At 68.2% G+C, this 15648-nt stretch carries 14 protein-coding genes; 7 read left to right on the top strand and 7 right to left on the bottom strand.

Going from position 1 to position 15648, the window contains the following annotated elements:
- Positions 1-17 precede the first annotated feature (17 nt).
- The 6 genes from B1991_RS00070 to B1991_RS00045 form a co-directional block, all read right to left on the bottom strand.
- Entirely contained in the window at positions 18-590 is a 573-nt protein-coding gene (locus tag B1991_RS00070; protein WP_136256662.1) for a hypothetical protein, read from the bottom strand.
- 11 nt (positions 591-601) lie between these two features.
- Positions 602-2629, bottom strand: a complete 2028-nt coding sequence (locus tag B1991_RS00065) for a hypothetical protein (RefSeq protein WP_136256661.1) — start codon at positions 2627-2629, stop codon at positions 602-604.
- Entirely contained in the window at positions 2626-2976 is a 351-nt protein-coding gene (locus tag B1991_RS00060; RefSeq protein ID WP_136256660.1) for a hypothetical protein, read from the bottom strand. Before B1991_RS00060 ends, B1991_RS00065 begins: the two co-directional genes overlap by 4 nt.
- A gap of 417 nt (positions 2977-3393) precedes the next feature.
- On the bottom strand, positions 3394-4701 hold the full coding sequence (gene thrC, locus B1991_RS00055) for a threonine synthase (RefSeq protein ID WP_136256659.1): 1308 nt from the start codon (positions 4699-4701) through the stop codon (positions 3394-3396).
- Positions 4702-4869: 168 nt separating this feature from the next.
- A complete protein-coding gene (locus tag B1991_RS00050) occupies positions 4870-5835 on the bottom strand; it encodes a homoserine kinase (RefSeq protein WP_425466638.1) in 966 nt (321 codons plus the stop codon).
- A gap of 23 nt (positions 5836-5858) precedes the next feature.
- Positions 5859-7010, bottom strand: coding sequence for a homoserine dehydrogenase family protein (locus B1991_RS00045; protein WP_136256657.1), 1152 nt, complete (start codon positions 7008-7010; stop codon positions 5859-5861).
- A gap of 385 nt (positions 7011-7395) precedes the next feature.
- On the opposite strand from B1991_RS00045, the gene B1991_RS00040 reads away from it, so the two are divergent.
- The 7 genes from B1991_RS00040 to B1991_RS00010 all read left to right on the top strand — a co-directional run bounded on the left by B1991_RS00040 (position 7396) and on the right by B1991_RS00010 (position 14044).
- A complete protein-coding gene (locus B1991_RS00040) occupies positions 7396-8130 on the top strand; it encodes a c-type cytochrome (RefSeq protein ID WP_136256656.1) in 735 nt (244 codons plus the stop codon).
- On the top strand, positions 8127-9413 hold the full coding sequence (locus B1991_RS00035; RefSeq protein WP_136256655.1) for a c-type cytochrome: 1287 nt from the start codon (positions 8127-8129) through the stop codon (positions 9411-9413). Before B1991_RS00040 ends, B1991_RS00035 begins: the two co-directional genes overlap by 4 nt.
- Before the next feature lie 172 nt (positions 9414-9585).
- Positions 9586-10824: a sugar phosphate isomerase/epimerase family protein gene (locus tag B1991_RS00030; RefSeq protein ID WP_136256654.1), complete on the top strand. Its 1239-nt coding sequence runs from the start codon at positions 9586-9588 to the stop codon at positions 10822-10824.
- A 3-nt stretch (positions 10825-10827) separates the two neighbouring features.
- Positions 10828-11313, top strand: a complete 486-nt coding sequence (locus B1991_RS00025; RefSeq protein WP_136256653.1) for an S-ribosylhomocysteine lyase — start codon at positions 10828-10830, stop codon at positions 11311-11313.
- Complete coding sequence (locus B1991_RS00020) at positions 11310-12458, top strand: sedoheptulose 7-phosphate cyclase (protein ID WP_136256652.1); 1149 nt, start codon at positions 11310-11312, stop codon at positions 12456-12458. The genes B1991_RS00025 and B1991_RS00020 overlap by 4 nt, the downstream gene beginning before the upstream one ends.
- Complete coding sequence (gene ubiG, locus B1991_RS00015; RefSeq protein WP_136256651.1) at positions 12436-13146, top strand: bifunctional 2-polyprenyl-6-hydroxyphenol methylase/3-demethylubiquinol 3-O-methyltransferase UbiG; 711 nt, start codon at positions 12436-12438, stop codon at positions 13144-13146. Before B1991_RS00020 ends, ubiG begins: the two co-directional genes overlap by 23 nt.
- Positions 13147-13150: 4 nt before the next feature.
- Positions 13151-14044, top strand: coding sequence for a UbiA prenyltransferase family protein (locus B1991_RS00010; protein WP_136256650.1), 894 nt, complete (start codon positions 13151-13153; stop codon positions 14042-14044).
- A 661-nt stretch (positions 14045-14705) separates the two neighbouring features.
- On the opposite strand, the gene B1991_RS00005 is transcribed toward B1991_RS00010, so the two are convergent.
- Positions 14706-15368 carry a DUF4097 domain-containing protein gene (locus B1991_RS00005; protein ID WP_136256649.1) on the bottom strand — a complete coding sequence of 221 codons (663 nt, stop codon included), beginning with the start codon at positions 15366-15368 and terminating at the stop codon, positions 14706-14708.
- Positions 15369-15648 lie beyond the last annotated feature (280 nt).

Raw genomic sequence — 15648 nt, 5'->3', positions numbered from 1 at the left:
ACGATGTCGCGCTGCGCCTAGGGGTCCAGCCGCATCCACTTGTTGCCGGCGCGCGCGCACACTCCGCCGTCGGCGCACCGCGCCAGCTTGCCGTTGGCGATGGCGGTGTTGATTTGGCCGATCCATTCGGCGCGCACGCTTTCCCGATGCGCCTGCACGCCGACGCAGACCGCCACGCCGATCACCGCCAGCGAAGCCACGGCGCTGGCCACGAAGGTCTTCCACGCATGCGCCGACAAGGCCTTGCCGAGGCGGCGGGTGCGCTCTTCCAGCTCGCGGATGGCACGCTGGAGTTGCTGGGTGCCGTCCTGCATGCTGCGCCCGGCGTCCTCCAGCGGCTGGCGCAGTCCGCTGGCCACCGCGGTGGCCGCGGCTTGCCGCATGTGTTCGATGGCGCTGGCGGCCAGCCGTTCGGAAGTACCGGCCAGGCCGTGGGCGGCGCGGTCGAGGCGTTGCACGGCGTCGTGAGTCTCCTGCACTACCTGCTCGCCGCGCTGCTCCAGCACGCCGGTGAATGCTGCCAGTTGCAGCGCCAGCGCGCGCAGGTCCTCCGCCTGCGCATGGTTCGACTCGTCAATGTCTTGGCTCATGGGTTCCTTCCTCATCGCTGCATCGCCACCGCTTGCCGCACCTGCGCCTCCTGTTCCGCCTGCTGCGCAAGTTGCTGGTTGAGTTGTTGCCCCGCCGCCAGCCACGCCTGCCCTTGTGCCGATTGCAGGTATTGCTGGCCGATCGAGCGCATGGCGTCGATGTCCATCGTGCGTGCGGCCGCGACCAGCGCATCGAACATGGCGCGATCGGAACTTGCCGGCGTGATCGGCGGCGCCATGCGTGTGGGTGCGGATGTCAGGTCGGGAGACGTTGGCACGGATTCGGGCGGAGCTGGATGATGATCGGGTCCGATGGCGCCGCGCTCGATCGGCGCATGCACCTGCGTCGCCTGCCACTCTTCGTGCTTCTGCGCGATCAACTGTCTGCCGTAGTTCGCATTCGAACCAATGGCCGACTGTTCCAGCCGGCCGAGTCGCACCAGCTCCTCGCCGCTCGCCCCGTGCGACTCATGGATCACCACCCTGCCGATCAGCCGCGTTTCCTCCCTGCTGAAATGCCCGTGGCCGTCGGCGTTCCAGACGTGCCCGGTCTGCGGGTCGGTGATGTGCTTCTCGCTGGCCAGCCCGAGAGCCTGGGTAACGACCTCGGGCAGGGGACCGGTCTCGCTCCAGCCCTTGCCGTAGTAATCCATCACGTAGGCGTTGGCTACGGCCTCGGCGTAGTGCGTGTTGTTGAACTTGCGGTTGGCGGCGAGCTGGTCCAGCGCCTTGGCGGTCTGCGCATCGGCAGGCCGGTCCACCGTCGTGAAGGCAGGAATGCCGAAGCTGTTGTTGGGCAGGCCGGGGAGTTCCACCGTCTGCGCCCAACCGGTGCGCGTGGCGTGCCAGCGGATGCCGTCCAGCTCGATCAGCCGCGTGTCCTGCGTGGCCGGATTGGCCAGCGCCAACGCGGTGATCGCGGTCATGCGCTGGTAGTCCAGTTGCGCCACCTGCTCGGCCGGTGCTGTCGTCACCACCGCCTGCATCGATGGGGCGCCGTAAGGGTCCGGCACCGCGGAGCCATCGGGATCGAGCTGATGGTGCGTGTGCTTCCAGACACCGCTTTCGTACATGTAGGTGACGCCGTCGGCGCCGGTCTGATGATTGACCTTGTGCTCGGTGATCATGGTGGCGATCTTGTCGCCCGCAAACGCCCCCACCACGCCGCCCACCGCGCCGGTGATGAAGGCGCCGGGCCCAGTCTCCGATCCGGCCACAAACCCATAGACGGCGCCGGCGCCGATCCCTCCGATCACGCCACCCGCCGTGCGCCCTTCGTAGCGGCGCAGCAACGCATCCGCGCCGAACGGGTTACTTTGCGCGCTGAGCGCCTGGTACTGCGCGGCGGTGGTGTAGGCGTCGCCCACAGCCGCTGCAACGCCGAGGGCGCCGGCACCCCGAACCAGGGTGGATGCGAGCGCGCCGCGCTCAGCCCCGATGGCAATGTCAGGGATATTCGTGACGCTCTTGACGTACACCGGGTCGTAAAAAAGTTTGCGGTTCGGGACCAATACCTGCTCCGCGCCACCACTCTTGGTGACCAGGCCGCCCAACTCGGAGGTGGGCGCTATCGTATTGATGAAAACCTGTGTCGGGAACCTTGCGGTGATCCGGTAGGCGTCGAAGCGCGGCGCTTCGCTGTCGATTGGCAGCGCGAAATACTCGGAGAGATTTCTGCCTTCCGCGATCGCTGCGTTGGCCCGGGGCTCACCAGTCCAGAATGGCGAATGAACCGTGGGCGTTTTGCCTTCGGGGACGAGCTTGATGAGGGAATCACCGGGGTTGATGGTCACCATGCGTGGCAGGTCCAGGCCGGATCGGAGCTGCCCGAGTGCGCGCTTGGTTATTTCCTCCGAAGGTGCGCCTGGTGGGAAACCCTCGGCAACTTGCCACCAGTACATTGCGCCTTCATCGGTATTGCTCAGGTAATCCAGCGCTGCCTGTTTGCTGACACCCTGCGGTTGAAAGGTGCTGCTTCCGACAATCGAAGCCTCATACTGTGTCCTGATTGCTTCGGGGGTGAGGCCATGCCTATTCATGGCTGGGAGCTTCCCTCCCGGGTCTTGCGTAGGGCATCCATCCGAGCGTTCAGCTGTTTTTCCTGCTCACTCAGTCCGCCCTCCATTTCGACAACGAAAGCGACATAAGCGGAGTCGACGCCTGGATCCTTGTAGGGAACGTAACGCCCGTCCGAGAAGTTCCAGGCGCCGGGGATCTTCACGCTGTCCACGGGCTCACCGACTCTGCCGGCCTTGGCTTCCTCAAGCAGCGGCCCCAACGAGTGCAGCAGGCCCCGCACGTCCTCGCTGTCCGGATACTGCTTCAGCACCCACTCCAAGTGCTCTGCGGCGGCCTTGAGTTTTACGGGGTCAATGCGTTGAGTCATTGCGTGGTTTCCTCCGTGATGGAGACTGCAACTCGTGGTTCGGGAGCTTATTGGTCATGGGCTGCTTCGGCGACGGGTTCATGCGCGCCGATGATCGACCGGGGTGATGAGGTGGGGCCGATCTGCAGCGGCTTTCTCTCTGTCGGTCAGAGCGGCGGGGTGCCGGCGGCAGACCGTGCAGAAATCCTTCCTGGATACCCATGGTTCCTCCTTGATTGACGGGTGGCCCCTCTTCCGGGCCGGAGCGCACTTGCACCTGCGCGCCTTGGCAGACGGCCGACGGCCATCGGGCGACTTGCCGAGATTCGCAGCGCGAATGCCGCCTTGCAATAGGACTTTTGCGCTTGATCACTACCGTCTATAGCCTGCGTCGTGTCAGCGGCTGCTGGGAGCAGTGGCGCGGGCCCGATCTGGCTCCTAGCGAAGCCACGAGACCAGCGCCTGCGCGGTGGCCGGCAAAGGCGTCGCATGCGCGGTGCGTTCCAGCAACGCAGCGAGGGGCGGCGGTACCGCCACCGGATGACCGACCAGCGGCTCCACCACGCCCTCGAACTTGGCCGGGTGCGCGGTGGCGACGACGGCCCACGCGGACGTATCGCCTGCCTCGCGCAGCCGATCCAGTTCGTGCATCGCCGTGGCGGTGTGCGGGCAGAGCACCTCGCCGTGGTCGCAGGCGTGGGTGGCGATGGTGCGGCGGATGGTGGCGTCGTCGACGCTGTGGGCCTGCAGCAGGTGGCGCAGTTTGCTTTCGTCGGGGAAGGTCCAGCGCAGGCGTTCGAAGTTGCTGGGCGCGCCGACGTCCATCGCATTGGCGAGGGTGGCGACGGCTTCGCGCGGCCGATAGTCGGCGCCGGCGAAGTAGTCGGGCAGGGTGGCGTTGGCGTTGCAGGCCAGGCGCACTTCGCCGATCGGCAAGCCCATTTCCCGCGCCCACAGGCAGGCCATGGCGTTGCCGAGGTTGCCGGTGGGGATGATGAAGTTGAGCGGCGTGCCGTGTTCGCGCCACCAGCGCAGCGCGGCGTGGGCGTAGTAGCTCATCTGCGGCAGCAGGCGGCCGAGGCTGATGCTGTTGGCCGAGGAAAGCGGTATCTCGGCCTGCAGCGCCGCGTCGTTGAGCGCGGCCTTGACCATGCGCTGGCAATCGTCGAAGCGGCCGGCCACGCGCAGCGCGGTGATGTTGTCGCCGAAGCAGCCGAGCTGGTGCGCCTGGCGCGGCGAGACCCGGCCGTCGGGGTAGAGGATCACCACGCGGATGTTCGGCTGGCGGTGGAACGCGGCGGCCACCGCGGCGCCGGTGTCGCCGGAGGTGGCGACGAGGATCGTCAGCGGGCGCGTGTCGGCGCGCGGCAGCCGGCGCAGGCAGGCGGCGAGGAAGCGTGCGCCGAAATCCTTGAATGCCGAAGTGGGGCCGTGGAACAGTTCCAGCATCAGCGTGTGCGGATGCGCGGGCAGCGGACGCAGCGGCGCGTCGAAGGTGAAGGCTTCGGCGCAGATCGCCGGCAGGTCTTCGGCCAGTGCATCGCCGGCGAAGAACGGTGTCAGCAAGGTGGTGGCAGTGTCGGCCAGTGTGCCGTGCGGGTCGAACGCGGCAGGATCGAGTCGTGGCAGGTGGTCGGGCACGTACAGGCCGCCGTCGGGGGCGAGGCCGGCGGCGATGGCGTGGCTGAGCGGTACGGTTTCCGTGCTGCTGCTGCGCGTGCTGTGATAACGCAGAGGTTCATGCATGACCGCCACCCCTGCTGTAGGAGCGCACCCCGTGCGCGATGCCTTTGTCGCGTGCCAGGAAGAGCTCGCGCACTGGGTGCGCTCCTACAGGCGTAGGGCGGGCATTGCCCGCCGCGATTGCGACGATGCGCGAAGAGGGGCCGGCGGGCGGTGCCCGCCCTACGATCATCATGGTTGCGAGTCCTGGTCGAGCGAATCCATCAACTCGGCCGCCGGCCCGTTGATCGGCGACACCCATGCGTCGCTGTCCAGCCCGCCCTCGGCGAATGCGGCCTGCATCGCCGCGCTGGCCGCTGCGGCATCGGCGCGGTTGTCGTACCAGCCGAACACGCTGGGGCCGGCACCGGAGATGCTGGCGCCGAGGGCGTGGTGGTCGAGCGCGGCCTGTTTTACTTGCGCGAAGTGCGGGATCAGCGCGGCGCGGCGCGGTTCCACCAGCACGTCCTCGAGGCCTTCGCGCACCAGTGCCGCATCGCCGCGGAAGCAGCCCGCCAGCACCAGGGCGAGGTTGGAACTCTGCGCCACGAATTCGCCCAGTTCGTAATGGCCGGCCAGCGCGGCGCGCGCGCGGCGCGTCTCCAGCACCACGTGCGGATGCACCAGCGCGCAGTGCCAGGCCGCCGGTACCTCGATGCGCAGCAGGCGCTCGTGGGTGGCCAGCACCAGGCCGCCGAGCAGCATCGAGCCGAGATTGTCGCCGTGGCGGCTGCCGCTGGCCACCGCCTCGCCGTCGAGCGCGAACGGGTACAGCGCCTCGCGCGACAGCGGTTGTTCCAGCAAGGCGTTGGCGGCGACCAGCGCGGCCACGCACGAGGCCGCCGAACCACCCATGCCCGAGCCCAGCGCGATGCCCTTGTGCAGCACCAGTTCGAAACCGAACGGCAGCTTCAGTGCGCGATGCAGCGACAGCAGCGCGGTGCCGGCCGTGTTGTGCAATGGGTCCAGCGGCAGGCCCTCGACGCAGCCGCGGATCGCGGCGATGCGCACCACCGGTTCGTCGATGCGGCGCACCTCGGCGCGATCGCCGGCGCCGGCCACGCTGTGGCCGAGCAGGTCGAAGCCCACCCCCACGTTGCCCACGCTGGCCGGGGCGAAGGCGCGGGCGAGGAGCGGTGGTCGTGCGCGTGCAGCCATGAGCGATTCCCGTAGCAACGTGTTCATGCATGCACCGCCAGCGATTCGGCGATGCGCAGCAGGTCGGCGAACACGCCGGCCGCGGTGACTTCCGGCCCGGCACCCGGGCCCTGCACCAGCAACGGATTATCGCAGTAGCGACGCGTGCTGAACTGCACCACGTTGTCGGTCAGCCGCGTGTGCGCGAAGGCGTGGCTGGCCGGCAGCACCTGCAGGCGCACGCTGGCGCGGCCGTGGCGGTCGAGATGGGCGACGTGGCGCAGCACGCCGCCGGCGGCATGCGCCTGGGCCAGCGCCGCCGCCATCGGCGCGTCGAGCTCGTCCAGCCGTGCGAAGAACGCGTCGCGGTCCAGCGCGGCGAGCGGTGCCGGCACCAGGCTTTGCAGGTCCACGTCCTCCAGCGACAGCGGCCAGCCGGCCTCGCGCGCCAGGATCACCAGCTTGCGCGCCACATCCAGGCCGGAAAGATCGTCGCGCGGATCGGGTTCGGTATAGCCCAGCGCATGTGCCTCGCGCACCAGCGCGGAGAACGGCTGCCGGCCGTCGTGGCGGTTGCACAGCCAGGCCAGCGTGCCGGAGAACATGCCTTCCACCGCGAGCAGCTCGTCGCCGGTGTCGAGCAGGTCGCGCAGGGTCTGCACCACCGGCAGGCCGGCGCAGACGGTGGCCTCGCAGCGGAAACGCGCGCCGCCGGCGCAGGCGCTGCGGATCGCCTGCCAGCGCGGCAGCGGGCCGCTGCCGGCGAGCTTGTTCGGCGTCACCACGTGGATGCCCGCGGCCAGCCACTGCGGATAGTGCGAGGCCACCTCGTCGCTGGCGCTGCAGTCGATCAGCAGCGCGTGGCGGCCGTCGTTGCCGCGCACGTGCGCGGCGAACGCGTCGAGGTCATTCGGTCGCCAGGTCTGCGCGCCGCCGTGGCGGTCGTTGAGTTCGGCATCGTCGCAATCCAGCCACATGCGTTTGCTGGCGACCACGCCGCAAAGCCTGAGATCCAGGCCGAGCGTGCGCGCCAGTCGCGGCTGCGCCGTGCGCAACTGGGCCAGCAGGGCGCTGCCGACGCGGCCGGGGCCGACCACGCCCACCGCCAGCGTGCGCAGCCGCGTGCTGCCGGTGGCGTGCGGCGACAGCGGCGGCAGCGGGACATGCTTGGCTTGCTCGGGTGCACAGGTGATCACGGTGGCCTCTCCGGTGGAGGCCCGTGCTCGCTGGCGTGTCGGTATCGGCCGGCCCGCCTCGTCGAGGGCGGGCCGTTGCGTGGAAAACTTCAGCTGCGCACGACGCTCCGCCCGGGACTGGTGGTACCGGTGGTAATCGTGCGGGTAGTCGTGGCGATGAGGCCCATGCACGCCGTCGCGGCGCCGGTGCGAACCGGGGCGGCAAACAGGTGGGCAGGGGCGGAAATCGGCGACATGGCTCGACCTTACGGCCAATGTTGCGCTGCGGTCAACAGATTCATTTGCAACTTTTCGCCCGCCCGGCAGCGGCTCAGGCGGTCGGGCGGCAGTGCGGCAGGATGTCGCGAGTCCCCGGCGAAACGGCGGCCGGGATTACCATGGGCGGATGATCCGTCCCCCTTACCGACGCTCGTCGCTTCGCGCGGCGGTCGCGCTGCTTGCGTTTTGCAGTGCCGCGGCCGCCCTGGCTGCAGCCACTCCCGACACCATGGAACAACGCGTGGCCGCGTGCACCAGTTGCCACGGCGCGCGCGGCGAAGGTTCGCCCGACGGCGTGCTGGCGCCGCGCCTGGCCGGCAAGCCCGCGGGCTATCTGCTGCAGCAGCTGGAGTATTTCCAGTCCGGCCAGCGCCGGCACGCGCCGATGGAATACGTGGTGCGCCAGCTGAGCCAGCCGTACCTGCGCCAGATCGCCGAGTACTTCGCCGCGCAGGATCTGTCCTACCACCGCTGGCCGCAGCCGGCGGTGTCGGCCGAGGTCCTGCGCCGCGGCGAACAACTGGTGCTGCACGGCGATCCCGCCCGCGCGGTGCCTTCGTGCGTCAGTTGCCACGGTGACAAGCTCACCGGTTTCGAGCCGATGATGCCCGGCCTGGTCGGCCTGTCCTCCGACTACATCAGCAACCAGCTGGTGTCGTGGCGCACGCATACCCGCGCGGCGGAAGGGCCATACTGCATGGGTGTGGTGGCCAATCGCATGCGTGAGCCGGATATCGCCGCGGTAGCCGCGTGGCTGGCCAGCCACGAGCCGCCGGCGGACATGCACCCGCAGCCCGCCACGGCGCAGACGACGCCGCTGCCGGGTTGGTGCGTGATGGGCCACAGCGAGGTGAATCCATGAAGTGGTTGCGACGCGGTGCCGGCTTGCTGGTGGTGTTGCTGCTGATCGGCGCGGCCGCGTGGTGGTATCTCGCGCGCGACCGCAGCATGCCGTCCACGCCGGTCCAGCGCGGGGCCGAAGCGGCCGCGCTGGTCGATCCGGCGCGGATCGAACAAGGCAGGTATCTCGCTACCGTCGGCGATTGCGCCGCCTGCCACACTGCGCGCGGCGGCCAGCCGTATGCGGGCGGTCGCTCGCTGGCCACGCCGTTCGGCGACGTGCCGGCGCCCAACATCACGCCGGATCGGGACACCGGCATCGGCCAGTGGAGCTTCGACGATTTCTGGGCCGCGCTGCATCTGGGCAAGGGCCGTCATGGCCAGCTGCTGTATCCGGTGTTCTCCTACACCTCGTTCACCAAGGTCACGCGCGACGATGCGCTGTCGATCTTCGCCTACCTGAAATCGCTGCCGCCGGTGAACCAGCCGGCGCAGCCGACCGGCCTGGAGTTTCCCTACAACGTGCGCAGCAGCCTGGTGGCGTGGCGTGCGCTGTACTTCAAGCCCGGCGTGTACCAGCCCGATCCCGCGCAGTCGCCGCAGTGGAATCGCGGCGCCTACCTGGTGCAGGGACTGGGCCATTGCAACGAATGCCACGCGCCGCGCGATTCGCTCGGCGGCATCGAGCAGAGCCAGCACCTCACCGGCGGCCAGATCCCCCAGCTGGACTGGTACGCGCCCGACCTCAGCACGCGCACCGGCGGCGGCCTGGAAGGCTGGAGCGCGCAGGACGTGGTGGACCTGCTGAAAACCGGCCAGTCGTCCAAGGGCAGCGCGTTCGGGCCGATGGCCGACGTGGTGCGCCTGAGCACCCAGCACATGACCGACGCCGACCTGCAGGCGGTGGCGACCTACCTGCAATCGCTGCCGCCGCGCGCGCCGGTTGCCAGCGCGTTCCAGCAGGCGTCCAGCCACGAACAGGGCGGCAAGCTCTACGCGAAGCAGTGCGCCGATTGCCACGGCGACAACGGCCAGGGCGTGGCCGGCGTCTACCCGCCGCTGGACGGCAACACCTCGGTCACCGGACCGACCAGCGTCAACGCGATCCGCAGCGTGCTGCTGGGCGGCTTCGCCCCGGCCACCGCGGCCAACCCGCGGCCGTACTCGATGCCGCCGTTCGCGCAGCAGCTCGACGACGAGGACGTCGCCGCCGTGGTGAGCTACATCCGCCAGTCGTGGTCGAACAAGGCCGGAGCGGTGAACCCTGCCGAGGTGAGCCGGTCGCGGCATACGCCGGTGGATTGAGCGTCGCGCCGGCTTGATCGCGCGACGCGCGACGCCGGCTCGCCAAGCGACGCGTTTTGTCGCGGCGGCGCACCGTCGCCGCTTTCGTTGACCTGCATCAAGGCGACTTTGCGGCTGCGCCGACACGCTTGCGCCACTTTGTCCACTCCGGGCTCACGCCCCGGCACGGCGCATGATCGATCTCGCGTACAGCAGTTTCGGACTCACCCGCTTGCCCTTCCTCGATGCCATCGACGCGGTGGCGCGCGCCGGCTATGCGGGGATGGAAATCGCCCTCCATCGCGACCACTTCAATCCGTTCGACCTCGGCGATGATGATCTCGATGCCGTGAAGCATCGCCTGGCGCGTGCCGGCATCGCGCCGGCCTGCGTGGCCACCGCTTCGCACTTCTTCACGCCCTCGCGGCCGCACGAGCCTTCGCTGATGTCGCTGGACACGGCCGGGCGCAAGCGGCGCATCGACCTGGTCAAGCGCGGCATTCGCGTGGCGCGACAGCTGGGCACGAACCTGGTCACCTGCGGCAGCGGCTTCGTGCGCGAAGAGCATGTGCGCCAGCCGCAGGTGGACCCGCTCGACGTGCTGGCCGAGTCCATCCGCGAGTGTCTGGGCGAGATCCGCGACGACGAGGACATCACCCTGCTGATCGAACCCGAGCCCGGCATGGCGATCGAGACGCTGGCGCAGGGCCAGGCGCTGATCGCCGCGGTCGGTTCGCCGCGCTTCGCGCTGCACATCGACCTCTGCCATGCCTACTGCTCCGAGCCGGACTACCTCGCCGCGCTGGCGCAGGCCGCGCCGCAGGCGCGCTACCTGCACATCTCCGATGCGCGCGCGGGCTGGAACCTGAAGATCGTGGAAGACAGCGACACGCTCGCCGTCAACCTCGACCACGCCAGCACGCTGGTGTATTTCCCCGACGGCGCCGACTACCTGCTGCTGGATGGCAGCCATCCGCTGTACTTCGCCGATCGCGCGCCGGATGCCGCGCGGCAGCGGCGCATCGATGCCCTGCTGGCGCGGGCCGGTCTCGCGCAAGCGGCACGCTGGGTGGATTACGACAGCCTGTACGCCGGCGCCTCGCCGCTGGACGACGAGCTTTTCACCTACCTGATCTCGGTGCCCGGGCTGAGCTTCGACGCCCTGGAGCGCGCCCATCCGATCCTGGCCTGGCTGCGCGGCGCGCGCGGCCCCGCGCTGGTGGACGCCATGGTGGCCAATACGCGCACCGGCATCGTGCATTTCCACGAGATCCCCGGCGAAGGCACGCTGGATCTGGCGGCCAGCTTCGCCGCGCTGAACGCGCACGGCTTCCGCGGCTACGGTTCGGTGGAGCTGTACCACCACGTGGATGCGTGGCAGGAGGCGTTGCAGGCCAGCCATCGCCACCTTGCCGCGATCGCGCAGAGCTGATCGATGCGGATCGACCTCGACGCCTGGGGCTGGGCTGCCGACACCATCGGCGAGCTGGACCATCGCCGCCTGAAGGCGCCCAGCGTGAAGCTGCGCGGCGTGCACGCGGGAGCGGGCGGCGACGTGGTCTGCACCATCGACCTGCGCTGGCGCCTGCCCAATGCCGACGCCTGCCTGAGCACGGTCGAGGCGCATTCGCTGGAGCACTTCCTGCTGGAGGGTTTCGGCCGCCTGCTGCCGGGGCACTTCATCGGCGTGGGCGTGATGGGCTGCCGGACCGGTTTCTACCTCACGCTGTTGAACGAGGGTCGCCGCGAGGTGATCGAGCAGACCTTGGAAACCGTGCTGTATGGCGTGCTCGGCGCCACCGCCGTGCCCTACGCGCGCATCGAGCAATGCGGCCACTGGCGTCACCACGACCTGGCCGCCGCGCAGGCAGTGGCCCGCGAGGTGCTGGCGCAGCGCGCCGCGTGGCGGGAGATCGCATGAACGCGGCGGCAACGCGCTGGCGGGTCAGCGAGACGCGCCGCGTCGAATACGAACTGTGCAACGTGGCCGACGTGTTCGATCCGGCCTGTGACGCCTTGCTGGCCGACGGTCGTCGCGCCGGTGGCCGCCGCTTCGTGGTGGTGGACGAGGTGGTGTTGCGCCACCACGGTGCCCGCCTTGCCGCCTATTTCGCGCAGCATGGCGTGACCGCGCGCATCGTCCCGCTGCCCGGCGGCGAGGGCGGCAAGACGATGGAGACGTGGCAGCATCTGCTGCGTACGCTGGACGAGTTCCCCATCCATCGCCGCGACGAACCCATCCTCGCCATCGGCGGCGGTGTGCTCACCGACGTGGTCGGCTTCGCGGCCTCCAGCTACCGCCGTGGCGTGCCGCACATCAAGGTGCCCACCACCTTGATGGGCTACGTGGACGCGGCGGTGGGGATCAAGACCGCGATCAACTTCAACGGCCGCAAGAACCGCCTCGGCAGCTTCGAGCCGCCGCGCCGCGTGCTGCTGGATCGCCGCCTGCTGCGCACCCTGCCGCCGCGGCATCTGCGCAACGGCGTGTGCGAGATCGTCAAGCTCGCGGTAATCAAGGACGCCGCGCTGTTCATCCTGCTGGAACGCCACGGCGCCGCCAGCATCGCCGGCGCGTTTCAGGGCGAGGCTGGCGGCGCGATCCTCGACCGCGCCATCGACGACATGCTGCAGGAGCTGGCACCCAACCTGTTCGAGGACGAGCTGGCGCGCGTGGCGGATTTCGGCCACACCTTCAGCTACGGCCTGGAAACGCGGCACGAGGACCACCTGCTGCACGGCGAGGCGGTGCTGCTGGACATCCTGGTCTCCGTCGCCATCGCCCACGCCCGCGGCCTGCTCGCCGATGCGGCCGCCGCACGCATCCTCGCCCTGGTCGAACGCCTAGGCCTGGCGCCGCCGCTGGAACTGCTCGACGCCACGCTGATGTGGCAGTCGCTGCTGGACCGCGTCGAGCATCGCAACGGCGCCCAGCGCGTGCCGCTCCCCACCGCCGTGGGTACCGGGGTGTTCGTCAACGACATCCGCCGCGGCGAACTCGCCGATGCCATCGCCACCTTGCAATGCTGGACTCGCCCCACCCATGACCGAATCGCCGAATGTTGACGCCGCGGAGATCGCGCACTTCAACCGCATCGCCCAGCTGTGGTGGGACCCGCACGGCAAGATGGGCCAGTTGCATGCCATCAACGGCCTGCGCCTGCGCTTCATCACCGACCGCCTGAGCGGCGCCGCGCCGCGCGTCGTGGACGTGGGCTGCGGCGGCGGCATCCTCACCGAGGCGCTGGCGAAACACGGCGCGCGAGTCACCGGCATCGACCTCTCCACGCTGTCGCTGAACGTGGCGCGCCAGCATGCCGAGCGCGGCGCCCTGCACATCGACTATCGCGAGATCGACGTGGAAACGCTGGCGCGCGAGGAGGCCGGCACGTTCGACGCGGTGACCTGCATGGAGATGCTCGAACACGTGCCCGAGCCCGCGCGCGTGATCGCCGCCTGCGCGCAGTTGCTCAAGCCCGGCGGCGTGGCGTTCTTCTCCACCATCAATCGCAACCTCAAGGCGTTCGCCTTCGCCATCGTGGCCGGCGAATACATCCTCGGCCTGCTGCCGCGCGGCACGCACAGCTACCGCAAACTGATCCGCCCGACCGAGATGCGCGCGTGGGCGAGCGCGGCGGGGCTGCAGTTCAACGCCGTGGCCAGCCTGATGTACCACCCGCTCAAGCGCAGCTTCCGCGTGGCGCCGGGGCGCGAGGACATCAACTACATGGCCAGCTTCACGAAACGGAGTTGACCGCATGCGCCGTTTCCTCGCCCTCTCGCGCTCGCTGCACGGCGTGCTCGACATCGCCATGCCCGGCTTCGTCGCCTTGCTGTGGCTGGGCCGTTTCCCCGACTGGCAGGTGCTGGCGATCTGCCTGGGCACCGCGCTGGCCGGCTACACCGCGATCTATGCGCTGAACGACCTCGCCGGCGTCAAGGACGACCAGCAGAAAGTGGCGCGCGGACTCACCCCCGGCTATGCGGTGGAAGCCTCCACCATGCGCTACCCGCTGGCGCAGAACCTGATCAGCATGAAAGGCGCACTGGCCTGGTTCGGCCTGTGGTTTGCGCTGGCCGTGCTCGGCATCTGGCTGCTCAACCCGTGGATCCTCGCCATCCTCATCGCCGCGGCGCTGCTGGAACTGGCCTACGTGAAACTGCTCAAGGTCACCTGGTGGCGCACCGTAATCAGCGGCCTGGTGAAATCCGCCGGCCCCGTCGCCGCCGTGTTCGCCGTGGTGCCATCGCCCGCGCCGGCCGGGCTGGCGCTGATGCTGGGCTGGCTGATGCTGTGGGAAGTCGGCGGGCAGAACATCCCCGCCGACTGGAATGACATCGAGGAGGATCGTGCGATCGGTGCACGCACCATCCCGCTGGTGTTCGGCCTGCACGTCGCCGGCTGGCTGGTCGCCGTGCTGCTCGTTCTCACCGTCGCCGGCAGCCTGCTGCTGGCGCGGCTCTCGCCGCTGACCCTGGGCTGGCCGTTCCAGCTTGCTGTGCTGCTGGCTGGGTTGGTTCTGCTGCTGGTACCGGCGCTGCGGCTAGCGGTGACGTGCGACGGCCGCGCCGCGGCGCGGCTGTTCGATCGTTCCAGTTTGTATCCGCTGGCGTTGTTGCTGATCGTTACGGTGTTCGTGCTGTTGCCTTGAACGGGTTGGCCACGCCGAAGCTCGGTGCATGATTCGGAAGGCCGTGGACTGTCTTGACGAGTGGTCTGTCCGCGGACCAAGTGCGCAGGCTGCCTCGACCACCTGTAGGAGCGCACCTTGTGCGCGATGCTTTGCGCGGCGTGCAACATATGGGGTAAGAGCTTTGGAGCGAAGAGCTTTCGTCTGCCTGCGGCAGCCGAGTTACTTTCTCTTTGCGTGGCCAAAGAGAAAGTAACCAAAGAGAAAGGCCACCCCGCTTGGCGCTTGCCGGGCATCCTGCCCGGCAAGTCCGTGAGCCGGGGCCGGGCTTTTCGACAGGGCATCGGGCAACCGCTCCTGCGTTGCCTCAACTCCGGCATCCATGCCGTCGCCTGCCCTGGCGAAAAGGAGCCGACATCCTTGTCGGCTCCCGCTGCGCGGCCTGTCGTCCCCGACTCATCGCCGCACAGGGGCCCCGGGTAGAGCAGCGGGCCATCGTGGCCCGCACTTTTCAAAACAGCCAGGTCAAGAGCGTCGTCCCACAGCCTTGCTTCTGCCTCCTCTCCCGGCGACGCCGGGGGAGGGTTGAGTGAGGGCGCTCTTTGATTACTTTCTTCCTGGCCTTCCGTGGCAAGAGTGCGGCCGACTTGCATCTGCCGAATACTTGCATGGTTCAAGGCCGTTAGTGTGCCGCCTCTGGAGCGTCACCCTCGAACATTCGAGGTTCCGCACCTGTGACATGTCCGATCTTTGCGCTCTCACTCACCCTCAGGTCGACTTCCTGCCGAAATTCCAGTGGGCCTTGGACGATTGCGTGAGGACCGATGATGACGGTCGGGTGCCCCCACTGGAGAAAGCTTTCCTGCTTGCCTACGCTGATGCCGCCCTCCACGCGAGAGTTGGCTCCGATCGTGATGTTTGCGCTGGTGGTGTGGATGCCGCCGGCGACATGAGCCGCGTTCAATTCGATCGAGCCGTGAATCGTATTCACTTGGCCCTGCACCACCGCCCCGGGTGAAAGCACGACACTTCCATTGGTGGTGCTGACACTCCCTTCAACGACGCTACCGCTTCCCAGTGAAACTCCGGCATTCGCGGTGGTGATCTGGCGCACCTGGGCCTTGTCGCCAAGTTCCACGGCACCGTTCGTGGTTTGGATTGCGGTGACCTTCGCTCCGGCTTCCAAAGTCACAGAGCCGTTCACCGTGGTTACGTTACCCGTCGATTGGTTCGCCGAAACCCTGATCGCCTCGTTCGTGCTGTCTATATTTTTCTGAGCCCACACGGCCAAGGGTGAAACCAATGCGATGAGGGTGGCAACGCAAATTACGGGCAACCTGTTCATATGCATGATCTCCTGCTCATGGGTTCATATAAGGTTTCAGAACAGTAGCACTCAGACCTTTCACCACAAGAATGACCTATGGCAGGGCGATTCTCTTGCGGAGATCAAAAACACCCCCTTCGCCCCAACCTCTTGGGTTCTACCCCGATTCTGCGGACACTTTCACTAAGCCCCATACTGGGCCAGAGGAGTGTCCATGTCCAAGCGCAAGCGTTACAGCCCTGAATACAAACGGGAGATCGTCGAACTGGTTCGGCGGTCTCAATGGCGCATCAGCCAA

The sequence above is a fragment of the Rhodanobacter lindaniclasticus genome (assembly GCF_004799035.1).
Lineage (GTDB): Bacteria > Pseudomonadota > Gammaproteobacteria > Xanthomonadales > Rhodanobacteraceae > Rhodanobacter > Rhodanobacter lindaniclasticus.
The sequence above is the reverse complement of the archived record's forward strand: the minus strand, read 5'-3'. Positions and strand labels throughout refer to the sequence as shown.